Origin of the sequence: Caulobacter zeae, from assembly GCF_002858925.1 — a bacterium.
Classification (GTDB): domain Bacteria; phylum Pseudomonadota; class Alphaproteobacteria; order Caulobacterales; family Caulobacteraceae; genus Caulobacter; species Caulobacter zeae.
In genome coordinates this window covers 143,815-169,897 of sequence record NZ_PJRS01000040.1, presented here as the reverse complement: position 1 = coordinate 169,897, position 26,083 = coordinate 143,815, and the positions used below count along the sequence as shown (strand labels likewise).

Genomic DNA, 26,083 nt, shown 5'->3' with positions numbered 1-26,083 from the left:
CGGGTCTTTTCCGTATCTGCTCGAAACTGTCGGACAAATCAGAGTCCGCGGTCCCGAACCCGGACGCCTGCGGGCATCCAGGTTTCCCGGTGATCTCGGACGCCTATTCGGCGTCCGCCCTGGATGCCTGTCGGCATCCAGGTTTCCCGGTGATCTCGGACGCCTATTCGGCGTCCGCCCTGGATGCCTGCCGGCATCCAGGTTTTCCGGTGATCTCGGACGCCTATTCGGCGTCCGAGAGCGCGATCTCGGCCGGCAGCGGCTCCATCGCCTCTTCGCGCTGCTGGGCCAGCTGCTCGTCGCGCTTGGCGGCGACGCGCTGCAGGCTGCGCAGGTAGGAACCCGTACCAGCGGGGATCAGGCGACCCACGATGACGTTTTCCTTCAGGCCTTCCAGGGTGTCGGTCTTGCCGTGCACCGAGGCTTCGGTCAGGACGCGGGTCGTTTCCTGGAACGACGCGGCCGAGATGAAGCTCTTGGTTTGCAAGCTCGCCTTGGTGATGCCGAGCAGCACCGGCTGGGTCACAGCCGGACGGCCGCCACGGGCGATCGCCTTGTCCTGTTCCTTGTCGAACTCCGGCTTATCAAGGTGGTCGCCCTTGATGAGGCCGGTGTCGCCGGGCTCGATGATCTCGACCTTCTGCAGCATCTGACGAACGATCGTCTCGATGTGCTTGTCGTTGATCGGCACGCCCTGCAGTCGATAGACCTCCTGGATCTCGTCGACGAGGAAGTTGGCCAGGGCCTCGACGCCCAGGATGCGCAGGATGTCGTGCGGATCCGGGTTGCCGTCGATGATGTACTCGCCGCGCGTGATGTAGTCGCCATCATGCACCGCGATGTGCTTGCCCTTCGGGATCAGGAACTCGACCGCTTCGGGCTGGTTGCCGTCGGCGTCGACGTCCGGAGTGATCTTGATCCGGCGCTTGTTCTTGTAATCCTTGCCGAATTCGACACGGCCGTCCATTTCCGCGATGACCGCGCAGTCCTTCGGACGGCGGGCTTCGAAGAGTTCGGCGACGCGCGGCAGACCACCGGTGATGTCCCGGGTCTTGGCGCCTTCGGTCGGGATACGGGCGATGACCTCACCCGGCTTCACTTCGTCGCCGTCGGCCACCGAGAGAATGGCGCCGACCGACAGGAGGTAGCGAGCCTCGCCGCCGTTCGACAGACGCTTGTAGCTGCCATCCTCGGCCAGCACGCCCATGGCCGGACGCAGGTCCGAACCGCGGGCCGACGCACGCCAGTCGGCGATGACGCGCTGGGCGATGCCCGTCGCTTCGTCGACTTCTTCGCGGACCGAGAAGCCGTCCACCAGGTCTTCGGCGCGGATGCGGCCGCCGACTTCGGTGATGATCGGCGTGGTGTAGGGGTCCCAGTCGGCGAGGCGCTGGCCGCGCTTCACGGCGTCGCCGTCCTTGATCTTCAGGCGAGCGCCGTACGGCGGCTTGTAGTTCTCGCGTTCCTTGCCGTCGACCAGCACGCTCACCGAGGTGTTGCGGCTCATCACGACCAGGGCGCCGTCGGAAGCCACGACGGTGGCGCCGCTGACGCGAGCGATACCGTCGTTGCTGCTTTCGAAGAACGACTGCTCGGCCACCTGGGCGGTGCCGCCGATGTGGAAGGTACGCATGGTCAGCTGCGTGCCCGGCTCACCGATCGACTGAGCGGCGATGACGCCGACAGCTTCACCGATGTTGACCGGGGTGCCGCGGGCCAGGTCGCGGCCGTAGCAGGCGCCGCAAACGCCGATCTTGGCTTCGCAGGTCAGGACCGAGCGGACCTTCACCGACTGGACAGCCGCCGCCTCGATGGCGTCGGCGATGTTCTCGTCGATGTAGGTGTCGGCCGGAACCACCAGCTCGCCGGTGCTCGGGTTCTTGATGTCCTCGGCCGAGAAGCGGCCCAGGACCCGCAGGCCCAGCGAGACCAGCACGTCGCCGCCTTCGACCACGGCGTGAAGGGTGATGCCCTTCGTGGTGCCGCAGTCTTCCTCGACGATGATGCAGTCCTGCGCGACGTCGACCAGACGACGGGTCAGGTAACCCGAGTTGGCGGTCTTCAGCGCGGTGTCGGCCAGACCCTTACGGGCGCCGTGGGTGGAGTTGAAGTACTCCTGAACGGTCAGGCCTTCCTTGAAGTTCGAGACGATCGGGGTCTCGATGATTTCACCGGACGGCTTGGCCATCAGGCCGCGCATGCCGCCCAGCTGCTTCATCTGGGCTTGCGAACCACGGGCGCCGGAGTGGGCCATCATGTAGATGGCGTTGATTTCCTTCTCGCGGCCGTTCTCGTCCTTATGCTTCGTCTGAAGCTCGGCCATCATCTCGTCGGCGACGCGATCGGTGGCCTTGGCCCAGGCGTCAACGACCTTGTTGTACTTCTCACCCTTGGTGATCAGGCCGTCGGCGTACTGCTGTTCATATTCCTCGGCCAGGGCGCGCGTCTCGGCGACGATCGCTTCCTTGCGCTTCGGAATGATGATGTCGTCCTTGCCGAACGAGATGCCGGCCTTGGCGGCTTCCTTGAAGCCCAGGCCCATGACCTGGTCGGCGAAGATCACCGTCGCCTTCTGACCGCAGTGGCGGTAGACGATGTCGATGAGGTTGCCGATTTCCTTCTTGGTCAGCGCCTTCTCGATCAGTCGGTGACCGATCGCGGGGTGGCGCGGCAGCAGGGCGGCAATCTTCATGCGGCCCGGGGTGGTGTCGATCACGCGGCGGCGAGCCACGCCATCGGCGTCCACTTCGGTGAAGCGCGACTTGATCTTGGCGTGCAGCGACACGACGCCGGCGTCCATGGCGGCTTCGATTTCGCCCAGGTCGGCGAAGATCTTGCCTTCACCCGGCTCACCCTCGCGAGCGACTGACAGGTAGTACAGACCCAGGACGATGTCCTGCGACGGCACGATGATCGGGCGACCGTTGGCGGGCGACAGGATGTTGTTGGTCGACATCATCAGGACGCGCGCTTCCAGCTGAGCTTCCAGGCTCAGCGGAACGTGCACGGCCATCTGGTCGCCGTCGAAGTCGGCGTTGAACGCGGCGCAGACCAGCGGGTGCAGCTGGATGGCCTTGCCCTCGATCAGCTTCGGTTCGAACGCCTGGATGCCCAGACGGTGAAGCGTCGGCGCGCGGTTCAGCAGGACCGGGTGCTCGCGGATCACCTCTTCGAGGATGTCCCACACCTGGGGCTGTTCGCGCTCGACCATGCGCTTGGACTGCTTGACGGTGCCCGACAGGCCCTTGGCGTCCAGGCGCGCGTAGATGAACGGCTTGAACAGCTCCAGAGCCATCTTCTTGGGCAGGCCGCACTCGTGCAGCTTCAGGTCCGGACCCACGACGATGACCGAACGGCCCGAGTAGTCGACGCGCTTGCCGAGCAGGTTCTGACGGAAGCGGCCTTGCTTGCCCTTCAGCATGTCGGCCAGCGACTTCAGCGGGCGCTTGTTGGCGCCGGTGATGACGCGACCGCGACGGCCGTTGTCGAACAGGGCGTCGACCGACTCTTGCAGCATCCGCTTTTCGTTGCGGATGATGATGTCGGGCGCGCGCAGCTCGATCAGGCGCTTCAGACGGTTGTTACGGTTGATGACCCGGCGATACAGGTCGTTCAGGTCCGAGGTCGCGAAGCGGCCGCCGTCCAGCGGCACCAGCGGGCGCAGTTCCGGCGGGATGACCGGAACGACGGTCAGCACCATCCACTCGGGACGGTTGCCCGACTCCTGGAAGGCTTCCAGGATCTTCAGGCGCTTGCTGAACTTCTTCTGCTTCATGTCCGACACGGTGCCGGCCAGTTCCTCGCGCAGACGCTCGGCCTCTTTTTCGAGGTCGATGGCCTTCAGCAGGTTCTGGACGGCCTCGGCGCCGATCTCGGCGGTGAAGCTGTCGTCGCCGTACTCGTCCTGAGCGCGGATGTAGTCGTCTTCCGACAGCAGCTGGTGCTGCTTCAGCGGGGTCAGGCCCGGCTCGGTGACGATGTAGTATTCGAAGTACAGGACGCGCTCGATGTCCTTCAGCGGCATGTCGAGCATCATGGCGATGCGCGAGGGCAGCGACTTCAGGAACCAGATGTGAGCGACCGGCGAGGCCAGCTCGATGTGGCCCATGCGCTCACGGCGAACGCGGGCGAGGGTGACTTCCACGCCGCACTTTTCGCAGATGATGCCCTTGTACTTCATGCGCTTGTACTTGCCGCACAGGCATTCGTAGTCCTTGGTCGGGCCAAAGATACGGGCGCAGAACAGGCCGTCACGCTCGGGCTTGAACGTGCGGTAGTTGATGGTCTCGGGCTTCTTGATCTCGCCGAACGACCACGAACGGATCTTTTCCGGCGAAGCGAGCGAGATGCGGATCTGGTCGAAGGTCGGCGTGGCCTGGACCGGATTGAAGATGTTCAGGACTTCCTGGTTCATCTTGGTTCCTTCTGCGGGACTACCCGCGAAAATTCAAAGTGGAGAAGAGGCTGAAAGGGGCCCCTCCCCGGTCGTCTCGACCGAGGAGGGAGATCCGGATCAGCTGTTCTCCAGCTCGACGTTCAGGCCGAGCGAGCGCATTTCCTTGACCAGCACGTTGAAGCTTTCCGGGATACCGGCTTCGAACGTGTCGTCGCCGCGGACGATCGACTCGTAGACCTTGGTCCGGCCTGCCACGTCGTCCGACTTCACCGTCAGCATTTCCTGCAGGGTGTAGGCGGCGCCGTAGGCTTCCAGAGCCCACACTTCCATTTCCCCGAAGCGCTGACCGCCGAACTGGGCCTTGCCGCCCAGCGGCTGCTGGGTGACCAGCGAGTACGGACCGATCGAACGGGCGTGGATCTTGTCGTCGACCAGGTGGTGCAGCTTCAGCATATAGATGTAGCCGACCGTGACCGGACGCTTGAACTGCTCGCCGGTGGTGCCGTCGAACAGGATCGACTGACCCGAACGGTTCACGCCGGCCATCTCGAGGTGGTCCTCGATGTCTTCCATGCGCGCGCCGTCGAAGACGGGGGTGGCGATCGGGATGCCCTTGCCGAGGTTCTTGGCCAGTTCGACCAGGTCTTCCTCGGTGTCCGGCAGCTCTTCGTCCGGGCCGTAGACGTCACGCAGACGCGACACCAGGGCTTCCTTCTGGCCGCCATGCTGCCAGTCCTCGAGCAGACCGGTGATCTGCTTGCCGAGGTTGGCGCAGGCCCAGCCCAGGTGGGTTTCGAAGATCTGACCGACGTTCATGCGCGAAGGCACGCCCAGCGGGTTGAGCACGAGGTCCACGTGGGTGCCGTCGGCGAGGAACGGCATGTCCTCGATCGGCAGGATGCGCGAGATGACGCCCTTGTTGCCGTGACGGCCGGCCATCTTGTCGCCCGGCTGAAGCTTGCGCTTCACGGCCACGAAGACCTTGACCATCTTCATGACGCCCGGGGGCAGTTCGTCGCCGCGTTGCAGCTTGTCGACCTTGTCTTCGAAACGACGGTCGAGGCGCTTGCGGTTCTCGTCGAACAGACGGCGCAGGCTTTCCAGTTCGCCCATCGCCTTCTCGTCTTCGAGAGCGATCTGCCACCACAGGCCCGAAGCCACGCCGGCCAGGCCTTCGGCGGTGATTTCACCGCGCTGCAGGCCCTTGGGACCCGACAGGGCGACCTTGCCGATCAGCAGGTCCTTCAGACGACCCGAGATGTTGCGGTTCAGGATCGCGAACTCGTCGTCGCGGTCCTTGCCCAGGCGATCGATTTCCGAACGTTCGATGGCCAGGGCGCGCTCGTCCTTGTCGACGCCGTGACGGTTGAAGACGCGCACGTCGACGATCGTGCCGGCGACGCCCGGGGGCAGGCGCAGGCTGGTGTCGCGGACGTCCGAAGCCTTCTCGCCGAAGATGGCGCGCAGCAGCTTCTCTTCCGGGGTCATCGGGCTTTCGCCCTTCGGCGTGACCTTGCCGACCAGGATGTCGCCCGGCTGGACTTCGGCGCCGATGGCCACGATGCCGGCTTCGTCGAGGTTGCGCAGGGCTTCCTCGCCGACGTTCGGGATGTCGCGGGTGATTTCTTCCGGACCGAGCTTCGTGTCGCGGGCCATGACTTCGAATTCCTCGATGTGGATCGAGGTGAAGACGTCGTCACGGACGATGCGTTCGGAGATCAGGATGGAGTCTTCGAAGTTGTAGCCGTTCCAGGGCATGAACGCGACGAGTGCGTTGCGGCCCAGGGCCAGTTCGCCCAGCTCCGTCGACGGACCGTCGGCGATGATGTCGCCGGCGCTGATCTTGTCGCCCACCTTCACCAGCGGACGCTGGTTGATGCAGGTCGACTGGTTCGAGCGCTGGAACTTCGACATCCGGTAGATGTCGACGCCCGAGCGAGCCGGATCGGTCTCTTCGGTGGCGCGCACGACGATACGGGTGCCGTCGATCTGCTCGACGACGCCGGTGCGCTTGGCGATGACCACGGCGCCCGAGTCACGGGCGACGACTGCTTCCATGCCGGTGCCGACCAGCGGGGCGTCCGACTGGACGAGCGGCACGGCCTGACGCTGCATGTTCGAACCCATGAGGGCGCGGTTGGCGTCATCGTTTTCGAGGAACGGGATCAGGGCGGCGGCCACCGACACGACCTGGCGCGGCGACACGTCCATCAGGTCCACCGTCTCCTTCTGCAGGAGGGTCGGTTCGCCGTTGATGCGGCCCGGAACCAGCTCTTCCAGGATCTCGCCTTCGACCACCTTGATGTTCGACTGGGCGATGACGTGCTTGGATTCCTCCATCGCCGACATGTAGACGACTTCGTCCTGCGGCTTGCCGTCCTTCACGCGACGGTACGGGCTCTCGATGAAGCCGTACTTGTTCACGCGGGCGTGGGTCGCGAGGCTGTTGATCAGACCGATGTTCGGGCCTTCCGGCGTTTCAATCGGGCAGATCCGGCCGTAGTGGGTCGGGTGAACGTCGCGGACTTCGAAGCCGGCGCGCTCACGGGTCAGACCGCCCGGGCCGAGGGCCGAGAGACGACGCTTGTGGGTGATTTCCGACAGCGGGTTGGTCTGGTCCATGAACTGCGACAGCTGGCTGCTGCCGAAGAACTCACGGACGGCGGCGGCGGCCGGCTTGGCGTTGATCAGGTCGTGCGGCATGACGGTGTCGATATCGACCGACGACATGCGTTCCTTGATGGCGCGCTCCATGCGGAGCAGGCCGACGCGGTATTGGTTTTCCAGCAGTTCGCCGACCGAACGCACCCGGCGGTTGCCGAGGTTGTCGATGTCGTCGATTTCGCCGCGGCCGTCGCGAAGGCCGACCAGCAGCTTCAGCACGGCCAGGACGTCTTCCTTGCGCAGGACGCGGACTTCGTCCGAGACTTCCTGCTCAAGGCGCATGTTCATCTTCACGCGGCCCACCGACGACAGGTCGTAGCGCTCGGCGTCGAAGAACAGCGACTTGAACATCGCTTCGGCGGCTTCCACCGTCGGCGGCTCGCCCGGACGCATGACGCGGTAGATGTCGAACAGCGCGTCTTCACGGACGGCGTTCTTGTCCACGCGCAGGGTGTTGCGCATGTAGGCGCCGACCGTCACGTGGTCGATGTCGAGCACGTCGATGGTGTCGAAGCCTTGGTCGGCCAGGGCCTGGATCGTGGGGACGTCCAGCTCGTCGCCGGCTTCGGCGTAGATTTCGCCGGTCTCGAAGTTGACGGCGTCGCGGGCCAGGTAGCGGCCGGTCAGGGCTTCTGGACCGAGCAGCAGGGTCTTCAGACCGCCGTCGGCCAGCTTCTTGGCGTTGCGGGCGCTGATCTTCTGGCCGGCCGGAGCGACCTCTTCGCCGGTGTCGGCGTCGATCAGGGCGACTTCCGGCTTCACGCCGCGCCAGCGCTCGGGCTTGTACGGGGTGGCCCAGCCGCCAGAACGCTTCTCGAACGGGACGACGTCGTAGAACGTGGTCAGGATCTCTTCGCCGTCCATGCCCAGGGCATAGAGGAAGGTCGTGGCCGGCAGCTTACGGCGACGGTCGATACGGACGTAGACGATGTCCTTGGCGTCGAACTCGAAGTCGAGCCACGAGCCGCGGTACGGGATCACGCGGGCGGCGAACAGCAGCTTGCCCGAGGCGTGGGTCTTGCCCTTGTCGTGGTCGAAGAACACGCCCGGCGAGCGGTGCATCTGCGAGACGATGACGCGCTCGGTGCCGTTGACGATGAAGGTGCCCTTGTCCGTCATGAGCGGGATGTCGCCCATGTAGACGTCCTGCTCCTTGATGTCCTTGACCGAGCGGGCGCCGGTTTCTTCTTCCGTCTCGAACACGATCAGGCGCAGCTTGACCTTCAGCGGCGCGGCGAAGGTCATGTCGCGCTGGATGCATTCCTCGACGTCGTACTTCGGCTCTTCGAACTCGTACGAGACGTATTCGAGCACGGCGCGCTCATTGAAGTCCTTGATCGGGAACACCGACTTGAAGACCGCCTCGACGCCCTCGTCGCGACGCTGGCCCGGACGGACCTCGCGCTGCAGGAACTGTTCGTAGGAGGAGCGCTGAACCTCGATGAGGTTCGGCATCTGCACAGCCTCGGGAATGCGGCCGAACGACTTCCGGATCCGCTTCTTGCCGGTGAAGGATTGCGCCATGTTTTTTCCCTGCGGCGCGGACGGAATCCGCGCGTGAATTCGAATGCCTCGGCGTCCACCCTCGCCGCTCCCCTTGCCAGAGAGCGTCGGACGCTGGAATTCCCCTGACTGGCGACCGGGACCGGAAGCCTGTCGGGCGCCCCTTCGCGCGGATCGGAGGGCGGCTGATCGCGCCTCGGGGCGTTGAAGAGCGGACGTGCGTGGACGCACTCCGCCGAAATGTCTTCGTGAACGGGCCGATATAGGGGATCGAAGCGAGGATGGAAAGGGGGAAACAGCGACCAATTTCACGCCGCCCATCCGTTCAACGCGGCGACGCTTCCCCCTCGCAAGGCCTGCCGATGACCGCCGCGCTCAAGACCCGCCCCGCAGAGCGGCCGCTGTCGCCCCTGCACCGCATCGCCGCGCGCCTGGACGAGGCTCCCCCTCCTACCCGCAAACGCCTCATCGCGGCCGGAGACGCCCTGGCGGACGGCGACTTCGCCCGGGCGGAGTCGCTGGCCGCGGCGACCCTGCCCGAGGGCGGCAGCCTGGCCCTGCGCCTGATCGGCCTGGTGCGCGAGCGGGCCGGCGCCCTGCCCAAGGCCTTCGAGGCCTTGCGGCAGGCGCACCAGCAGGCGCCGGGCGATCCCGACGGCGTGCGCGACCTGGCGCGCCTGGCCCGGCGCATGGGCCAGCCGGCTCTCGCCGCCGACCTGCTGGTCCGCGTACGGGCCGCCTGCCCCGGCGACCTGGCCGACGCCCAGGACCTGGCGGCCGTGCTGCGCGACCTCGACCGCTGCGACGAAGCCCTGGCGATCGTCCGCGAAGCCATGACCCAAGCGCCGGAAGCCCCGCACCTGTGGAGCCTGCTCGGCTCGATCGCCGCCCAGAAGGGCGACGACGCCGACGCCCGGGTGTTCCACGACGAGGCCCTGCGCCTGGCGCCGCGCGACGCGCCGATCCTGGCCAATGCGGCGCTGGCCCGCCTTGATGTCGGCGACGCGGCGGCCGCCAAGGAGGCTTGCGACGCGGCGCTGGCGGCAGGGCCCACGCCACCGCAGGCGGCCGCCGTGCGGCTGGCCCGCGCCACGGCCCGCCTGTGCCTGGGCGACCTTGGCGGCTGGGACGACTACGCCGCCCGCCTGGCGCCCGAACGGCGCGAGGCGCTGGCCTTCGACATTCCCGCCCCGCGCTGGACGTCCGCCACGCCCTTGGCGGGCCTGCACCTGCTGCTGGTCGGCGAGCAGGGCCTGGGCGACGAGGTGATGTTCGGCTCGATGATCGGCGACGCCCTGGCCGCCCTGGGGCCTTCGGGGCGCCTGACGCTGGCGGTGGAGCCGCGCCTCGCGCCGCTGCTTGCCCGCGCCTGGCCGGCCGTGCGGGTGATCGGCCACGCCACCACCAGCCTCGCCGGCCGCCTGCGCCGCACGGTTCCCGACGTCGAGCCGGTCCAGGCCTGGGCGCCACTGGGCGACCTGCTGCCGCTGCTGCGCAGGACGCTGGAGCGCTTCGAGGGCGCAAAGCCCTTCCTCGCGCCCGATCCGGCGCGGGTCGAGCACTGGCGCGGCTGGCTCTCGCGCCTGCCCCCCGGTCGAAAGATCGGCATCGTCTGGCGCAGCGGCCTGATGGCCGGCCTGCGGTCGCGCCGCTTCGCCCCTTTCGAGACTTGGGGGCCGGTGCTGGCCACGCCAGGCGCGGTGTTCGTGAACCTGCAATATGGCGACGCCGAGCCCGATCTGGCCCGCGCGCAGGCGCTGGGCCTGACCATCCATCGCCCGCCGGGCCTGGACCTGATGCAGGACCTGGAGGGCGTCGCCGCCCTCTGCCGCGCGCTCGACCTCGTCGTCGGCCCGCCGACCGCCACCACCAACCTCGCCGCCGCGCTTGGGGCCGAGACCTGGATCGTCTCGGCCAACCCGAACTGGCCGGCGCTGGGGACGACGGGTTACCCCTGGTACCCGACGGTCAGGGCCTTCCAGCCGGATGGGGAAACCTGGGAGGCGCGGCTGGAAGCGGTGGCGCGGGCGTTGGCGGAACGTGTCGCGCCTTAGCCCCCTTCCCCCTTGATGGGGGAAGGGGAAAGGTTCAAAAGAAAAAGGGGAGGACGTTTCAGCCCTCCCCTCTTCGCCTTCCTACTTCACCACCTGCACGGCGGCCTGGGCCTGGGCCGCCAGGGCCTTGTCGCCGGTGGCGGTCAGCTTGCCGGCCTTGTCGTCCCAGCGCAGCTTCACCGTCTTGCCGACGCCCTTCTCGTAGGCGTTGGTGACGCCGTCGTCGTCATAGAGCGAGAACTCGGCGTCGCGGCCCGGATAGACCTTCACCGCACTGATGGCCTGGGCCTGGCTGGTGTTGGTGATCGGCGCGCCCATCGGCACGATCGAACCGGCGCGGACAAACAGCGGGATGACGTCGATCGGCGCCTTCACGCGGATCGTCTGGCCGCCCGTGAACTTCTGGTCGGTCCAGTAGTCGTACCAGTCGGCGCCGGCCGGCAGGTAGACGTCGCGCTCGGTCTGGCCCTGCTGCGTGACCGGGGCCACGAGGAAGGCCGGGCCGAACATGTACTCATCGCCGATATTCGCCACCTGCGGATCGTTCGGGAAGTCCATGAACAGGCCGCGCATGAAGGGCGCGCCGGTGTCGTAGGTCGTCTTGCCCATCGAGTAGAGGTACGGCATCAGCGCGTAGCGCAGCTTCAGGTACTTGGAGAGGACGCCCTCGGCCTCCTTGCCGAACGACCACAGCTCGTTGCCCTTGCGCATGCCGTGCACCCGCAGGGTGGGCGTGAACACGCCGTACTGGAACCAGCGGGTGAACAGCTCGGGATAGTCGTTGTTCTGGCCGACCACGTCGCGGGCGTCCGACGGATCCAGCAGCGGCGCCTTGGTCGCCGTGGTGGTCGACGGCAGCCACTGCCAGCCGCCGATGTCGTTGCCCCAGTACGCCAGGCCGGACGCAGTGAAGTTCAGGCCCGTGGGCACCTGGCGACGCAGGGCCTCCCAGGTGGGCTGGATGTCGGACGACCAGAACAGCGAGCCGTTGCGCTGGGCGCCGGTATAGGCGGCGCGCGCCAGGATCAGGTTACGCTTGTCGGGACGGTCGCGACGCGAGCCGTCGGCGGCCAGCTGGGCGTGCATCAGCGGGAAGGCGTTGCGGATGCGGTCGCCCGTGCCGGCGTGGAAGTAGAAGCCCGACGGCACCAGGTCAGGCTCGGTCTCGTCCAGCCACAGCCAGTCGAAGCCCTGCGAGATGATGTTGTCGCGGATCTTGCCCCAGAACCAGTCGCGGGCCTCGGGGTTGGTGCTGTCGATCAGCGCGCCCGTGCGGTCGCTGCGGAACGGCAGGCCGTCGACCGGATTGCCGTTCTCGTCCTTCAGGAACCAGCCCTTGCCGGCCAGGTAGTTGAAATAGCGGCCTTCCTGCTCGAAGCGGGGCCACACGCTGATGATGGTGTGGATGCCGCGGTCATGCAGCGTCTTGTTCATGCCGGCCGGATCGGGGAACTGGGCCGGATCGATGTCGATCTGGCCCATGCGGGTCCAGTGGAACCAGTCCAGCACCATGATGTCGAGCGGCAGCTGGCGCTTCTGGTAGCCGTCGGCCACGGCCATGAACTCGGCCTGGCTCTCGTAGCGGGCCTTGGACTGGATGTAGCCGAAGGCGGCCTTGGGCGGCAGCGGCGTCACGCCGGTCAGGGCGCGGTAGCCGGCGTAGATCTCGTCGGTGGTCTTGCCGGTGATGACGAAGAACGACACGCGCTCGCCGACATTGCTCTGCCACAGGGTGCGGCCGTTGACGCCCGGATAGATCTTGGTGGCCGAAGGGTTGTCCCAGAGGACGCCATAGCCCTTGTTGGTCACAAGGAAGGGCACGCAGACGCTTTCGCCATGCGGCGCGTCATAGTCGTGCTTGCAGTCGATGGTGCGGCCGCGCAGGTCGAGCGCGCTTTCCGACTCCTGGTTCTGGCCCAGGCCGTAGAAGTGCTCGTCGGCGGTCGTCGAGAAGCTGGCGCCGGCGCGGAAGGTCTTCTCGCCGCTGATCACGTGGGGCGCCATCTCCCAGCCGGTCATGTCGACCAGCGAGGTCCCGTCGGGCTTGCGCACCTTGATCGAGACCGGCGGCAGGGCCGGCGCGAAGTAGCGCTCCTGCAGGCTGGGCGCGCCCGGCCACGGCTGGGCGACGACTTCCAGCGACAGCTCGGCCGAGGTGAAGATGTCGGCGCCGGCCTTCTGGTCGTGGCGCCAGCCCTTGTCGGTGGCCGTCCCGTTGACGCCGTAGCCGGGGGCGGCCTTGGCCAGGTCCTTGTCCTGGCTGATGGTCACGCGGATCACGTTGGGGGCGTAGGTCTCGACCGACACATAGGCGCCGTTGCGGTCGACCGTCGTCTGCGGCGCGGCGACCGCCATGCCCGCCCCGACGCTGAGCGCCAGGCCCGAAACCAGACCCAGGACGCGCGCCTTTGCGCCGTTACCCAGCCAAGCCATGCGATTCCTCCACTAAGTTACCGCTATCATTTTCCTGATACCGGCGTAGTGGCGGCTGACAGCGCCGTCAACGCAGAAGGTGCGATTTATCGGATGAATAGATCGCGCGCCCCTCAGTCGTTGGCGCTGGGTCCTGGCGAGGCCAGCGGCTCTCCGTAGTTTTCGATCACCAGGGCCCTGGCCTGGGCGGGCGACAGGCGGCGATCCTCCTCGTCGACCAGGCCGGTCAGCATGCCCGGCGCGACCAGATCGGCGGCCGGCACGCGATAGAGCTTGCCCGGCCCCAGGCGCTCGGCCTCGTCCAGACCCTTGGCGTAGACGCCCCTGCCCTGCAGGAACCTGCGAACCTCGCGGTCCAGCACCCGGCCGCCCACCCGCAGGTGGGCCGTGTCGAACTCCGGCGGCAAGGACGAGGCGTGGAACTCGATGTCCATGTCGTAGTCGGCCAGCCGCTCCTCGCCGCCCATCAGAAGGATCACGCAGGCGCTGGCGCACTGCCCCCGCGCCGCCACGACCATTCCCTTGCGGCCGGCCAGGTCGCGCGCCGCCCGCAGCGCCTCGTCGACCAGGCCGCCGGGGCTGGAGACGTCGATCCGGGCAACGTCGGGATGCCGCTCGAACTCCGCCCGCAGATCGCGGGCGAAGCCCAGGCCGATCTCGCCGTCGATATGGAGAATGCGGCTCTTGGGCTCGTAGTCGAAGCCGTGCAGAACCTTCGAGGTCTCGGCCTGCACCAGTCGCCACAGGATCGGCGCCTGGAAGAGTTGCATGGCGGAAAGCCCAAGGCCCAACACCATCGCCAGCACCGCCAGGATCCGCAGCGCGCCGCCGCCCTCCCCGCCGCGGGCGACCCGCACCCAGACCAGCGGCCCGACCACGGCCAGGAGCCCGGTCGCCGCGCCGGACCCCGACCACAGCGCCAGGTCCGTCCAGAGCCGGCCGAACGAGAAGACGTCGGAATAGAGCAGCGTGATGCTAAGTCCCAGGGCCGCCAGATAGGCCGCGCCCAGGATCCAGGCGAGCACCAGGCCCAGGCCGTGGGCCCGGCCGCGCCTTCGCGCCTCGGGGAACAGGCGGCCGATCGGCGCCCACTCGGCCATGCCCTCGCGCCAGACCTTGGCCCACGGCGGAAAGTCGCCCCGCGCCGCGCCGAGCCTGACGTCGTCTTCCCAGAAACGACCGAGGACGACGTCGCCCTCGGCCACGTGCCAATCGGTCATGACATCCGGTCGAGCGCCACCAGGCCGAGCCGCACCGCGATCAGCAGGGGAATGCCCAGAACCATCAGCGTGATCTGCAGGGCGTTCATCGGCCGGTGCAGCACCACCCGGTCCTCGCCCTCGTCCCAGACGCTGACGCCCTTGTCGCTCAGATGCCGGTACGAGCCGATCAGGGTGTAGAGGCTGACGAACGGCACGCCGAGGCCCCAGCCCCGGACCCACACCAGCACTTCGCGCTTGAACGCAGCGCCCAGGCCGATCGGCCGACCGTTCGGCCGCACGACCTTGATCCCGAACAGCCATTTTCCGATCGACAGGCCGGTGAGGCCGATCATCAGGGCGGTCCCCGGAATGACGACGGCCAAGGTCAGCAGAATGTCGGAGATCCGCCCGAGCGGCCCGTCCAGGGACCCGAAGAACCGATCGGCGGCTTCGGGCGTGACCAGATAGGCGATCAGCCCGACCAGGCCCCAGGTGATCGAGCCGACTACCGTCAGGTCGCACATCCTCGCCAGATAGCGCCGCCAGGGATGGGGCTTGGCGTCGGTCCAGGCGCCCTTGATCGGGGGCGGGGCCGCCGGCGGATCCAGCTCCGGGAGGCGCTCGATCAGGCTGGCCCATTCGTCGCCGTCGACGCGGCGCACCCTGGTGTCGCCGTCGATGGCCCCGTTACGGAACAGCTCCAGCAGCCAAGCGCCGGACACGACTTCACCCTCACCGGCCTGGCCGGCGTAAATCCACTGGTCGTCAGACATGCACGCCCCTTACCCCAAGGAGCCCTTAGTAGTCGTCCGCAACGACAGGTCGCAAGTCCAAGCCTGACCGGAAACGAAAACGGGCCCGGAGGTTTCCCTCCGGGCCCGTCTCGTAAGGTCATGAAGACCAGATCCGCGTCAGGCGACGCGGAGCCGGATTACTTCACTTGGACCTTGGCGCCGGCTTCGGTCAGCTTCTTGGCGACTTCGTCGGCCTGCTGCTTCGAAACGTTTTCGACGACGTTCTGCGGAGCGCCTTCGACCAGGTCCTTGGCTTCCTTCAGGCCGAGGTCCGGACGGACGCCGCGGACTTCCTTGATCACGTTGATCTTCTTGTCGCCGCCGTCGACCAGGACAACGGTGAACTCGGTTTGCTCTTCAGCAGCTTCAACCGGAGCGGCCGGGCCGCCAGCGGCGGCGACGGCGACCGGAGCGGCGGCCGAGACGCCCCACTTTTCTTCCAGCAGCTTCGAGAGTTCAGCGGCTTCCAGCACCGACAGGGTGGACAGTTCTTCGACCAGCTTTTCGAGCTTCGACATGTGTCAGTTCCTTAGAGAGATTGGGATAGATTTGCGGGGATGACCGTTACGCGGCGTCTTTGGTCGCGTAGGCATTGAAGACGCGAGCCAGCTGGGCGGCCGGAGCCTGCAGGACGCCAGCGATCTTGGTCGCCGGAGCCTGGATGAGGCCGATGAGCTTGCCACGCAGTTCGTCCAGCGACGGCAGGGTCGCCAGAGCGCGCACCGCGTTCTCGTCCAGCACGTTGGTCTGGTCCAGGACGCCACCGACAATCTTAAGCTTGTCGTTTTCCTTGGCGAACTGCACCGCGATCTTCGCGGCCGAGACAGCGTCCGGGCCGTAGGCGATGGCGACCGGACCGGTGAAGAGCGAGTCGCCCTTTTCACCGAGCTTGCCGTCCAGAGCCTTGAGGGCCAGGGTGTTCTTCACAACCTTGATCGCGGCGCCTTCCTTGCGGAGGCGAAGACGAAGGTCGGTCATTTCCGCAACGGTCAGACCCATGTAGTGGGTCACGACGACAGCGCCGGCATCGGCGAAGACGCTTTTCAGCGACTCGATCGATTCCTGCTTTTGAGCGCGGTCCATTGCGGTCTCCTACTCAGTTGCAGGCGGCCGGACCATTCCGGCAGCCAGATGCTCGTCCCATGCGGAATTGCTCCCGCGCGCGAGTTGCATCAGCCTGTTCCAAGGAAAGTCGGCCGCGCACCTGACTCGGGCTAGGCCGCGAGATAGGAGGTCTTGGCGTCTCTATCCCTGTCTCCCGACGGCGAGGAAGGGCTCTTCCTCAATTATGGCGCTGGTGACCCCGCGCCCCGCAGTTCTCAAACAGGTTCGCCGCCAAACCGGAGTCCAGCGGAGAGGCGGGCCGTATAGAGGATTTGCTCGAGGAACGCAACCGGGTGTCGGAACGCGCCGCGCTCGAACGTCTTCAAGGCGGTGAAACCCGAGAAAGAGCCTTCCCATGCTGGCCCAGTTCGACGCCTCCCCCACCCTCCCGGTCAAGGACCTGGCGCGCGCCAGACGGTTCTACGAGGACGTTCTGGGCCTTCCGCCCGAGGGCGATTCCGAGATGGGCGTCCAGGCCTACCGCGCCGGCGGCGTGAGCCTGACCGTCTACGAGTCCGAGTTCGCCGGAACCAACCAGGGCACGGCCGTCACCTGGCCGGTCGGCGGGCGCTTCGACGCCGTCGTCGCCGCCCTGCGCGACAAAGGCGTGGCCTTCGAGACCTACGACATGCCCGGGATCACGGTGGAAGATGGCGTGCATCTGGCCGGCGACATGAGGCTGGTGTGGTTCAAGGATCCGGACGGCAACATCCATCACGTAGGGAGTTTCTGAGGCTCCCTACTCCCCCAGCCGCTCCTCCGCCGCCTTCGCCGCCGCCACGCCCGTGGCGAAACAGGCCTGAAGCAGGTAGCCGCCGGTCGGCGCTTCCCAATCCAGCATCTCGCCGGCCAGGAACACGTCGGCCCGTGATCGAAGCGCCAGGCCGTCCAGGCTGTCGAAGACCACCCCGCCGGCCGCGGAGATCGCCCGCTCAAGCGGCCGAGCCGACCTCAGACGGATCGGCGCGGCCTTGATCGCCGCCGCCAGCGCCGCGGGCTCGCTGGGCAGGTCCAGGCCGTGGGCCTCGCGCAGCAGGTTGACCTCGACCGGCGACAGCTTCAGGGCCTTGCGCAGGTGATTGGCCAGCGACTGGCCGCCCCGCGCGCCCGACAGGCGGCGCTCCAGAGTCTCGGCCGGCAGGTCGGGTCGCAGGTCGATCGTCAGCGTCGCATAGCCATCACGGGCGATCGCCTCGCGCGGGGCCGGGCCCAGGGCGTAGATCGCCCCGCCCTCAAGGCCGTAGCCGGCGACCATGGCGTCGCCCCGCGCCCGGCGGCCGTCGCAGGCCAGGCGAACGTTCTTCAGCGGCTCGCCGGCGAAGCGGTCGCGGAAGATCGCGCTCCAGGAAACCTCGAAGCCGCAGTTTGCCGGCGCGAACGGCGCGACCTTCGCGCCCTGCCCTTCCAGCACGCCGGTCCAGGCCGCGTCGGAGCCGAGCTTGGGCCAGCTGGCGCCGCCCAGCGCCAGGATCGTCGCGCGCGGGCGCCAGGCCTCGCGGCCGCCTGGACCATCGACCAGCAGCGCGCCGTCGGCGTCCCAGCCCGCCCATGCGCAGCGCGTGCGCAGCGAAACACCCAGCCCCTCCAGCCGCGCCAGCCAGGCCCGCAGCAACGGCGAGGCCTTCATGACCTTGGGAAACACCCGGCCGCTGGCGCCGACGAAGGTCTCCTGGCCCAGATCCCTGGCCCAGCCGACGAGGTCGGCCGGAGTGAACGCCTCCAGCATGGGCCGCAGAGGTCCGGCGCGCTCGCCGTAGCGGGCCACGAAGCGCTCGAAGTCTTCCGAGTGGGTCAGGTTCAGCCCGCCCCGCCCGGCCATCAGGAACTTGCGGCCGAAGGTCGGCATCTTCTCGAACACCACGACCGAGCGGCCCGCCTGCGCCAGGCGCTGGGCGGCGATCAGCCCGGCGGGCCCGCCGCCGAGCACGGCGACGTCGATGATCCTGGAAGCGTCGGAAGTCACGCGGCCTCGATATCCGTCAGAGCAAAGTCGCCGCCCTTGTAGAGCAGCGGAACGTCATGCGCCTTGGCGCAAGCGTAGGAAAAGCAGTCGCCCATATTGAGCTTGGCCGGATGGACGCCCTTACCGAAGCGGGCATGGGCTTCGAGGGCCAAGGCCTGCTCGGCCTGCCCAAGCGGGACCAGCCGCACACCGGCGCTTCGTTGGAGCTCATCAAGCCTGTCGGCCGCCTCGTACTGGCTCCGACTGGTCGCGCGCGCGACGGCTCGCACGGTTTCCCAGCCGGCTATGGCTGAGGTCAGCACCACTGGCGCATCAGCCAATTTTGCCATGAAGACTTCGGACTCGGCTTCCGCCAGCAGAATGGCCCTCCAGGCCGAGGCGTCGACGAACATCACTCGTCGTTGAGGCTGTCGAAAAACGCCTTGTCAGCCTTGAGACCTGTGCGCGGCCAAGTGCTGACTTCGGCGACGATCTCCCGCATCCTGGCCAGCTTCTCCTCCCGCGCCTCGGCGGTCGCCTTCTCGCGCACGGCCAGGGCTTCGGTAGCGGCCAGCTTCACGGCCTCGGTGATGCCAAGGCGCGTCTTCTCGGCCAGCTGGCGGACCAGGGCGTCTGTCTCGGGATCGCGGATGTGGAAGGCCATGGCGTCTCTCCGTCTAGACGAAAGATAACATCGGCTAGCCGCGCCGCCAAACCGGGGCCCCAAACGCAAGACGGGCGCTGGATCGCTCCAGCGCCCGCCTCCGAAGTCAGTGTGCTTCGATCAGCCGATTAGGCGTTGATCGAGGCCACGTCGACCTTGAAGCCCGGACCCATCGTCGACGACAGGCCGATCTTCTTGACGTAGACGCCCTTGGCGCCCGACGGCTTGGCCTTGTTCAGGGCGTCGATCAGAGCCTTGACATTGATCAGCAGGGCTTCCTCGGTGAACGAGGCCTTGCCGATGCCGGCGTGAACGATACCGGCCTTTTCGACGCGGAACTCGACAGCGCCGCTCTTGGCGTCCTTGACGGCTTGAGCGACGTTCGGGGTCACGGTGCCGACCTTCGGGTTCGGCATCAGGCCGCGCGGGCCCAGCACCTTACCGAGGCGACCGACCAGGGCCATCATGTCCGGCGAGGCGATGACGCGGTCGAAGTCCATGAAGCCGTTCTGGATCTTTTCGACCAGGTCTTCGGCGCCGACGACTTCGGCGCCGGCGGCGGTGGCTTCGGCGGCCTTGGCGTCCTTGGCGAAGACGGCGACGCGAACGTCACGGCCCGTGCCCGACGGCAGTTGAACGACGCCACGGACCTGCTGGTCGGCGTGACGCGGGTCGACGCCCAGGTTCACCGAGATCTCGATGGTCTCGTCGAACTTGGCCTTGGCGTTGGCCTTGACCAGAGCGATGGCTTCGGCGACGGCGTGGGTGGCGTCACGGTCGCCGGTCCAGGCCTTGATGCGCTTGGGTTGGGTAGCCATTGGATTAGGCCTCCACGATCTTCAGGCCCATGGCCTTGGCGGAGCCTTCGATGATCTTGGCGGCGGCCTCGAGATCGTTGGCGTTCAGGTCCTTCATCTTCTTTTCGGCGATTTCGCGCAGTTGCGTGCGCGTCACTTCGCCGACGGTCTCACGACCGGTCAGCTTCGCGCCGGACTTCAGGCCGGTGATCTGCTTCAGGTAGTGGGTCGCCGGGGGCGTCTTGGTGATGAAGGTGAACGACTTGTCCTGGTAGACAGTGATCACGGTCGGCAGGGGGGTGCCCTTTTCGACGTTCTCGGTGCGCGCGTTGAACTCCTTACAGAAGCCCATGATGTTGACGCCGCGCTGACCCAGAGCCGGGCCGATGGGGGGCGAAGGCGTGGCCGAACCAGCCTTCACCTGGAGCTTGATGTAGCCCAGGATCTTCTTAGCCATACTATCCTCTCGTGAGGGCCGGAGCCCTCGCTGGTGAGCCGTGGTGCGGGCTTGGCGGCCCTTCCACGGATTTGGGTTCGCCAGAACGACGAACACGCCTCGGAACCAGGTCCCGAAGCGAGGACGCGGCGTTTAGCAGGAGCGCGGCCCGCACGCAAGCACCCAGGCCCGCCCAGCGACACGACCGGGGATTGAGCAACAACCATGACGTGTTAATTTCGCCGCTGGCAAACCAGAGGGGGAGATCGCGATGCCGATCAGCAAGCAAGGTTGGGAGCTGCATATCGTCCGGCAGACGGTGCAGAAGCGCGCGTCGGACGGAAAGAAGCGCACCGTGGGCGTCTATCAGGTCTATCACGACGGCCAGCCTGTGGCCGGGCTGTCGGGACAGACGGCGGAGTCGCGCGGTCCTGGCGACAACAGCGTCGCCGAGAACGGCAAGCGCGTGGAGCCCGGCGTCTATCCGCTGTGGACCCAGGACGGCACGAAGTACGACACCATCGGCTATGTCGACAATCTCAGCACCAGCGCCCGGCCCAAGCCCGGCATCGAGCTGAAGAACACCGGGGCGCGGGCCGAGATCCTGATCCATCCGGGTGTGAACGGCTTCCTGTCGTCGATCGGCTGCATCAACCTGTGCACCAGCCTGCCGAACGCCGCCGAGCCGATCTCCTACGTCGGCAGCCGGCGCCGGGTGATCGCCCTGATCGATGACATGAAGGCCTTCCTGAAGAACGATTTCCCCAGCCAGAACAGCCGGCGCATTCCACGGGCCCAGGTCGTCATCGAGGGCGAACCCGCCTGAGGCCGGAAAGGAAAAACCCCGCGCCGTCGCCGGCGCGGGGTTTTCGAAAGCTTCGGCTGAGGGATCGCTTAGGCGATCTTCTCGACCTGGCTGTATTCCAGCTCGACCGGGGTGGCGCGGCCGAAGATCGAGACGGTGACCCGCAGGCGGGCCTTTTCCTCGTCGACCTGCTCGACCGAACCGTTGAAGCTGGCGAACGGACCGTCGATGACGCGGACGTTCTCGCCGACTTCGTACAGCACGACGGTCTTGGGCTTCTCGACGCCCTCTTCGATCGCGCCGACGATGCGCTGGACTTCCTTTTCGGAGACCGGGGTCGGCTTGGAGCCGCTGCCCAGGAAGCCCGTCACCTTCGGGGTGTTCTTGATCAGGTGGTAGGCCTCGTCCGAGAGGTTCATCTTCACCAGGACGTAGCCCGGGAAGAACTTGCGCTCGGCGTTGACCTTGCGGCCGCGACGGATCTCGACGACGTCCTCGGTGGGCACCAGGATCTCGGAGAAGCTGTCTTCCAGGCCCTGGGCCTTGGCTTGCTCACGGATGCTCTCGGCCACCTTCTTCTCGAAGTTCGAGTAGGCGTGGACGATGTACCACTTGTGGTTCGGGTTGGTCGCGGTTTCGGTGCTCATGGTCTTTATATGTCTTATCCGGCCGCGAACTTCAGCAGCAGATTGGCCAGCGTACCCAAAATCCAGTCGACGCCGAAGAAGAACACCGAGGCGACGATCACCATGATGAAGACCATCACCGAGGTGATCCAGGTCTCCTTGCGGGTGGTCCAGGTGATCTTGCGGGCCTCGGCGCGGACCTCGCGGAAGAACTGCACCGGGTTGAAGGGCTTCTTGGGCGCCGCGGCGGCGGCGGAAGGAGCTTGACCGGCAGGGGCCAGCGCCGCGGCCGTACGGGCGGCGCGGTTCTTGATCGCTGACGGGCTGGATCCCGGTTTCCTGGCCATGGTTTCAGAGGCTCGCGTATCTGACAGGCCGGGCCGAACGCCGGACCGGCCGATGACATATAGTGGCAGGAGTGGAGGGACTCGAACCCCCGGCCCTCGGTTTTGGAGACCGATGCTCTACCAGCTGAGCTACACTCCTGCAGAACTCCGGTCCCGATAGAGAGGACCGCAGCCTTGGCGTCGGTCTAGGCCGGAGGGCCGCGAGCGGCGCCGCCGACGCTTCCCAGCGCCAGAGCGGCGTCGTGTAGCAGGGTCGTTTGCGCCCGGCAAGCGGATCAGGACGCGTTCGACACGCGTTATTGCGGAAGTCACGGATCAAGCGGCGCCTTTTCACAGGTTTCTTGGTCCGCCCGCGCCTGAAAGAATGCCTGAAAGGATGAAAGATGGCCGCGAATACCGGCGAGCGCCCCTCCAATCGGGAGGTCGAGCACGAGAATCAGCGACCGAATCCGAATGTCGACGGCAAGCCGCCGCGTCCCGCGACCGAACCGGCCGGCGGCGAGGCCAGTGTCGACACGCCCAAGACGCGAACCGACCCCGGCTCCGGCGAAGGCTGAAGCGCAGCCTTCACCGGAACCTTAGAGCCGTTCGAAGCGACAGGCGGCCTTAGCCGTCCTTCTTTTCTTCGGCGCCGGTCGAGGCGCTCGGCGTCGCCGCCGCGCACTGGACGTTCAGGTACGACCACTTCACGTCCGTGAGCTCACGGCCGCATTCCGTGTTCTTGCCCTGGTCGCGACCACGCAGCGAGACGCCGACCCCCTTGGCGGGGTCCGGAGCCGGGCTGGCGCTGGAAACGTCGTAATAGCCGCCGTTGGGGCCGCGCACGACGAGGCACTTGGTGTTCTCGACCGGCCGCACGCAGCCGCTCGCGGTCACCGACTTGCCCTCCAGGGTCACTTTCTGGGCCTGGGCGGACTTGGATTGGGCGCCGCCTTCACAACCCGCTACGCCTAACGCTAACAGACTGGCCGCCGCGGCGGCCATGATGAACCTCACCCGCATACGTTCCTCCGTATCGTTGGCTTCGCGAACGAAGCAAAAGGAAGTCTGCGCCCCGTTTGGGTGGTCGGCAATCACATTTTTGACACAGTCGGAAAAAGCGAACCGCGTTATTTTGAGCTGCTTGTAGAATTTTTTCTCAAAGCGCGTTCAGAGAGCAAAAGTTGACATCCGCTCTCAACTTCTCACATGACACGCGTGTCGCCTTCAGGGCCGGAGCGACACCCGACTTTTCTTATGCGCGCCGCCGTTATTCGGACGGCGCGAACAGGATCGAAATCACTGACATGACGGCCGAGACCGCCACCGCCGCCGCCCCTGCTCCCGCCAAGGAGTCCCCGCACCACCTGGAGACCGTCCTCTGGGTCAAGCACTGGACCGACCGGCTGTTCAGCTTCGCCATCACCCGCCCGGCCAGCTTCCGCTTCCGCTCGGGCGAGTTCGTGATGATCGGCCTGCCCGCCCGCGAGGAGCTGGGCGAGAAGAAGCCGATCCTGCGCGCCTATTCGATCGGCTCGCCCTCGTTCGCCGAGGAGCTGGAGTTCTTCTCGATCAAGGTGCCCGACGGTCCCCTCACCTCGCGCCTTCAGCAGATCAAGGCCGGCGACCAGGTCCTGCTGGGCAAGAAGCCGACCGGCACCCTGGTGCTGGACGCGGTCAAGCCGGGCAAGCGCCTGTTCCTGTTCGGCACCGGCACGGGCCTGGCGCCGTGGCTGTCGGTCGCCCGCGATCCCGACGCCTACAGCCGCTTCGAGAAGGTGATCGTCGCCCACGGCGTGCGCGAAGTGCAGGAACTGGCCTATCGCGACCTCTTCACCAGCGAGATCCACGAGGACCCGCTGGTCGGCGACGAGGCCAAGGCCCAGCTGGTCTACTATCCCACCGTCACCCGCGAGGCGTTCGAGCGCCAGGGCCGCTTCACCGACCTGATCAACAGCGGCAAGCTGTTCGAGGACCTGGGCCTGGAAGGCGGCAAGTTCGATCCCGAGCACGACCGCGCCATGCTGTGCGGCTCGATGGCCATGATCAAGGACACCGCCGCCCTGCTCGAGGCCCACGGCCTGGTCGAGGGCTCCAACGCCGAGCCCGGCGACTTCGTCATCGAGCGCGCCTTCGTCGGCTGATCCGGCGAACATCTCGCTTCAAACGAAAAGGCCAGCCGCGAGGCTGGCCTTTTTGCTGTCTGGCCTCAGCTCTCACCGCCTCCGGGTGTTCGGCAGGAAGGCGGCCAGCAGGCCCAGCGCCGGCAGCACCGCGCACAGCTTGTAGACGGTCTCGACGCCCTTCCAGTCGGCCAGTTCGCCCAGCACCGCGGCCCCCAGGCCGCCCATGCCGAACGAGAAGCCGAAGAACAGGCCCGAGATCATGCCGATCCGGCCCGGCGCCAGTTCCTGGGCCAGCACCACGATGGCCGGGAAGGCCGAGGCCAGCAGCAGGCCGATGACCACCACCAGCGGCCCGGTCCAGAACAGGTTGGCGTAGGGCAGCAGCAGCGTGAACGGCAGCACGCCCAGGATCGAGATCCAGATCACCGCCTTGCGGCCGAAGCGGTCGCCCACCGGCCCGCCGGCGATCGTGCCCGCCGCTACCGCCGCCAGGAAGGCGAAGAGGTGCATCTGGGCGTTCTCGACCGACAGGTGGAAGCGCTCGATCAGGTAGAAGGTGAAGTAGCTGGTCAGGCTGGCCATGTAGACGTACTTCGAAAAGATCAGCACCAGCAGGATGGCGATGCCCTTGCCGGCCGCGCCCCTGGGCAGGTCGATCGAGACCTTGCGGGCCCCGGCCAGAGCCAGGCGCGCCGCGCCGTGATGGCGGGCCCAGACGGCGACGTTCCACAGCACCGCCCCGGCCAGCAGGGCCAGCAGCGCGAACAGGGCCAGGCTCGACTGACCCCAGCGCACCACCACCAGCGCCGCCGCCAGCGGTCCCAGGGCCTGGCCGGCGTTGCCGCCGACCTGGAACAGCGACTGGGCCAGGCCCGGCCGGCCGCCGGCCGCCATCCGCGCCACCCGCGACGATTCCGGGTGGAACACCGACGAGCCGACTCCCAGCAGGGAGGCGCCCAGCAGGACGAGGCCGTAGACGTGCGCGACCGACAGCACCGCCAGGCCAGCCAGCGAGAACAGCGTCCCACCCGGCAGCACCCAGGGGTTGGAGCGGCGGTCCGCATAGAGCCCCACCAGCGGCTGGAGGATCGAGGCGGTGATCTGGTAGGCCAGGGTGACCAGGCCGATCTCGCCGAAGCTCAAGTGCAGGTCGGTCTTCAGGTTCGGATAGATGGCCGGCAGCAGCGACTGCATCATGTCGTTGAGCAGGTGACAGCCGCTGATGGCGAGGATCACGCCGAACACCGTGGTCTCTGCCTGCGGGCTGGACGGGTCGGCGGCGGGGGATCGGATCACGGTGTCGGTCATCGGGCTCTTCCAGTGAAGGTGCGACCGCGATAGGACCTGAAACTGCGTCCCGCATTCCGCATCGGGACTTTCACTTTCGCAAGTGGGACAGATGGCCAAGCCCTGGGTGCATCCCGCCGACTACGACGCCACGCCCCGTCCGGTGGTGGCCACCGGCAACGAGTACCCGCCCTCGTTCGAGCTGAACTGGCACCAGCACGGGCGCGGCCAGCTGCTCTACGCCGCGGCCGGCGTGGCCGTGGTCTCGACCCCGCACGGCGCGTGGATCGCCCCGCCCGAGCGCGCGGTGTGGACGCCGGCGGGCACGCCCCATTCGGTCCGCATGGTCGGCGCGGTCAGCACCCGCAGCGTGCTGCTGGACGAACGGGCCTCGGCGGCGCTGGGCGACACCGGGCGGGTGATCGGCGTCTCGCCGCTGGTGCGCTGCCTCCTGATCGCCGCCTGCGACATCCCCGTCGACTATGACGAGGCCGGCCGCGACGGCCTGGTCATGAACCTGCTGCTGGCCGAACTGGCCCGCGCGCCGGTGATCCCGCTGGCCGTGCCCTTTCCCGCCGCCCCGGCCCTGGCCCATCGCTGCCACGCCTTTCTCGAACGCCCCACGCCGCACGAGACCATCGACGACTGGTGCGGACAGTTGGGCCTTGGCCGCCGGGCCTTCACCCGCGCCTTCCGCCGCGAGACCGGCATGAGCTTCGGCGCCTGGCGGCAACAGGCGCTCCTGCTCGCCGCCCTGCCCCGCCTGGCGGCCGGCGAGCCGGTGACGACCATCGCGCTGGATCTCGGCTACGACAGCCCGGCGGCCTTCTCGACCATGTTCAAGCGCCTGCTGGGCATTCCGCCAAACCGGTACAAGCCGGGCGGGGCCGGCGCAGGTTTCGATTGACCCGCGCCGCCCCCTGA

Annotated in this window: 22 protein-coding genes and 1 tRNA gene; 6 read left to right on the top strand and 17 right to left on the bottom strand. The window is 67.1% G+C overall.

Annotation, left to right across the window (positions count from 1 at the left end):
* Positions 1-223 precede the first annotated feature (223 nt).
* On the bottom strand, positions 224-4,414 hold the full coding sequence (gene rpoC, locus SGCZBJ_RS19390) for a DNA-directed RNA polymerase subunit beta' (RefSeq protein ID WP_101719584.1): 4,191 nt from the start codon (positions 4,412-4,414) through the stop codon (positions 224-226).
* 99 nt (positions 4,415-4,513) lie between these two features.
* Positions 4,514-8,584: a DNA-directed RNA polymerase subunit beta gene (rpoB, locus tag SGCZBJ_RS19385; protein ID WP_101719583.1), complete on the bottom strand. Its 4,071-nt coding sequence runs from the start codon at positions 8,582-8,584 to the stop codon at positions 4,514-4,516.
* Between the two features lie 341 nt (positions 8,585-8,925).
* Here rpoB and SGCZBJ_RS19380 point away from each other — a divergent pair, with 341 nt between their 5' ends.
* Positions 8,926-10,617, top strand: coding sequence for a tetratricopeptide repeat protein (locus SGCZBJ_RS19380; RefSeq protein WP_165799385.1), 1,692 nt, complete (start codon positions 8,926-8,928; stop codon positions 10,615-10,617).
* Positions 10,618-10,698: 81 nt separating this feature from the next.
* Here SGCZBJ_RS19380 and SGCZBJ_RS19375 read toward each other — a convergent pair whose 3' ends face one another.
* The 5 genes from SGCZBJ_RS19375 to rplJ form a co-directional block, all read right to left on the bottom strand.
* Complete coding sequence (locus tag SGCZBJ_RS19375; protein ID WP_101719581.1) at positions 10,699-13,050, bottom strand: glycoside hydrolase family 31 protein; 2,352 nt, start codon at positions 13,048-13,050, stop codon at positions 10,699-10,701.
* Between the two features lie 113 nt (positions 13,051-13,163).
* Positions 13,164-14,270 (bottom strand): GYF domain-containing protein, encoded by a 1,107-nt coding sequence (locus SGCZBJ_RS19370; protein WP_101719580.1) that lies wholly within the window; start codon positions 14,268-14,270, stop codon positions 13,164-13,166.
* Complete coding sequence (locus SGCZBJ_RS19365) at positions 14,267-15,025, bottom strand: RDD family protein (RefSeq protein WP_101719579.1); 759 nt, start codon at positions 15,023-15,025, stop codon at positions 14,267-14,269. The genes SGCZBJ_RS19370 and SGCZBJ_RS19365 overlap by 4 nt, the downstream gene beginning before the upstream one ends.
* A gap of 158 nt (positions 15,026-15,183) precedes the next feature.
* Positions 15,184-15,564 (bottom strand): 50S ribosomal protein L7/L12, encoded by a 381-nt coding sequence (rplL, locus tag SGCZBJ_RS19360; protein ID WP_101719578.1) that lies wholly within the window; start codon positions 15,562-15,564, stop codon positions 15,184-15,186.
* Between the two features lie 46 nt (positions 15,565-15,610).
* Positions 15,611-16,129: a 50S ribosomal protein L10 gene (gene rplJ / locus SGCZBJ_RS19355; protein ID WP_101719577.1), complete on the bottom strand. Its 519-nt coding sequence runs from the start codon at positions 16,127-16,129 to the stop codon at positions 15,611-15,613.
* A gap of 376 nt (positions 16,130-16,505) precedes the next feature.
* On the opposite strand from rplJ, the gene SGCZBJ_RS19350 reads away from it, so the two are divergent.
* Positions 16,506-16,883, top strand: coding sequence for a VOC family protein (locus SGCZBJ_RS19350; protein ID WP_101719576.1), 378 nt, complete (start codon positions 16,506-16,508; stop codon positions 16,881-16,883).
* 6 nt (positions 16,884-16,889) lie between these two features.
* On the opposite strand, the gene SGCZBJ_RS19345 is transcribed toward SGCZBJ_RS19350, so the two are convergent.
* From SGCZBJ_RS19345 to rplK, 5 genes are all read right to left on the bottom strand, one after another.
* Complete coding sequence (locus SGCZBJ_RS19345) at positions 16,890-18,113, bottom strand: TIGR03862 family flavoprotein (protein ID WP_101719575.1); 1,224 nt, start codon at positions 18,111-18,113, stop codon at positions 16,890-16,892.
* The gene (locus tag SGCZBJ_RS19340; protein ID WP_101719574.1) at positions 18,110-18,505 is read right to left on the bottom strand and encodes a type II toxin-antitoxin system VapC family toxin; all 396 of its coding nucleotides are present in this window, start codon (positions 18,503-18,505) and stop codon (positions 18,110-18,112) included. The genes SGCZBJ_RS19345 and SGCZBJ_RS19340 overlap by 4 nt, the downstream gene beginning before the upstream one ends.
* Positions 18,505-18,756 carry a type II toxin-antitoxin system VapB family antitoxin gene (locus SGCZBJ_RS19335; RefSeq protein ID WP_101719573.1) on the bottom strand — a complete coding sequence of 84 codons (252 nt, stop codon included), beginning with the start codon at positions 18,754-18,756 and terminating at the stop codon, positions 18,505-18,507. Before SGCZBJ_RS19335 ends, SGCZBJ_RS19340 begins: the two co-directional genes overlap by 1 nt.
* A gap of 128 nt (positions 18,757-18,884) precedes the next feature.
* Positions 18,885-19,574, bottom strand: a complete 690-nt coding sequence (gene rplA / locus SGCZBJ_RS19330; protein WP_101719572.1) for a 50S ribosomal protein L1 — start codon at positions 19,572-19,574, stop codon at positions 18,885-18,887.
* A gap of 4 nt (positions 19,575-19,578) precedes the next feature.
* The gene (rplK, locus tag SGCZBJ_RS19325; protein WP_010918527.1) at positions 19,579-20,010 is read right to left on the bottom strand and encodes a 50S ribosomal protein L11; all 432 of its coding nucleotides are present in this window, start codon (positions 20,008-20,010) and stop codon (positions 19,579-19,581) included.
* A gap of 250 nt (positions 20,011-20,260) precedes the next feature.
* Here rplK and SGCZBJ_RS19320 point away from each other — a divergent pair, with 250 nt between their 5' ends.
* Positions 20,261-20,815 (top strand): hypothetical protein, encoded by a 555-nt coding sequence (locus SGCZBJ_RS19320; protein WP_101719571.1) that lies wholly within the window; start codon positions 20,261-20,263, stop codon positions 20,813-20,815.
* A gap of 68 nt (positions 20,816-20,883) precedes the next feature.
* On the opposite strand, the gene nusG is transcribed toward SGCZBJ_RS19320, so the two are convergent.
* The 3 genes from nusG to SGCZBJ_RS19305 form a co-directional block, all read right to left on the bottom strand.
* Positions 20,884-21,441: a transcription termination/antitermination protein NusG gene (gene nusG / locus SGCZBJ_RS19315; RefSeq protein ID WP_058346465.1), complete on the bottom strand. Its 558-nt coding sequence runs from the start codon at positions 21,439-21,441 to the stop codon at positions 20,884-20,886.
* Between the two features lie 14 nt (positions 21,442-21,455).
* On the bottom strand, positions 21,456-21,767 hold the full coding sequence (gene secE / locus SGCZBJ_RS19310; RefSeq protein WP_101719570.1) for a preprotein translocase subunit SecE: 312 nt from the start codon (positions 21,765-21,767) through the stop codon (positions 21,456-21,458).
* Positions 21,768-21,830: 63 nt separating this feature from the next.
* A tRNA-Trp gene (locus tag SGCZBJ_RS19305) sits at positions 21,831-21,906 on the bottom strand.
* A 244-nt stretch (positions 21,907-22,150) separates the two neighbouring features.
* On the opposite strand from SGCZBJ_RS19305, the gene SGCZBJ_RS25750 reads away from it, so the two are divergent.
* On the top strand, positions 22,151-22,324 hold the full coding sequence (locus SGCZBJ_RS25750) for a hypothetical protein (protein ID WP_165799384.1): 174 nt from the start codon (positions 22,151-22,153) through the stop codon (positions 22,322-22,324).
* Positions 22,325-22,373: 49 nt separating this feature from the next.
* Here SGCZBJ_RS25750 and SGCZBJ_RS19300 read toward each other — a convergent pair whose 3' ends face one another.
* Positions 22,374-22,769, bottom strand: coding sequence for a hypothetical protein (locus SGCZBJ_RS19300; RefSeq protein ID WP_101719569.1), 396 nt, complete (start codon positions 22,767-22,769; stop codon positions 22,374-22,376).
* A gap of 284 nt (positions 22,770-23,053) precedes the next feature.
* Here SGCZBJ_RS19300 and SGCZBJ_RS19295 point away from each other — a divergent pair, with 284 nt between their 5' ends.
* Entirely contained in the window at positions 23,054-23,890 is an 837-nt protein-coding gene (locus tag SGCZBJ_RS19295) for a ferredoxin--NADP reductase (protein WP_101719568.1), read from the top strand.
* A 72-nt stretch (positions 23,891-23,962) separates the two neighbouring features.
* On the opposite strand, the gene SGCZBJ_RS19290 is transcribed toward SGCZBJ_RS19295, so the two are convergent.
* Positions 23,963-25,180 (bottom strand): MFS transporter, encoded by a 1,218-nt coding sequence (locus tag SGCZBJ_RS19290; protein ID WP_101719567.1) that lies wholly within the window; start codon positions 25,178-25,180, stop codon positions 23,963-23,965.
* A 91-nt stretch (positions 25,181-25,271) separates the two neighbouring features.
* Here SGCZBJ_RS19290 and SGCZBJ_RS19285 point away from each other — a divergent pair, with 91 nt between their 5' ends.
* A complete protein-coding gene (locus tag SGCZBJ_RS19285; protein WP_101719566.1) occupies positions 25,272-26,066 on the top strand; it encodes an AraC family transcriptional regulator in 795 nt (264 codons plus the stop codon).
* The last annotated feature ends 17 nt before the right edge of the window (positions 26,067-26,083 follow it).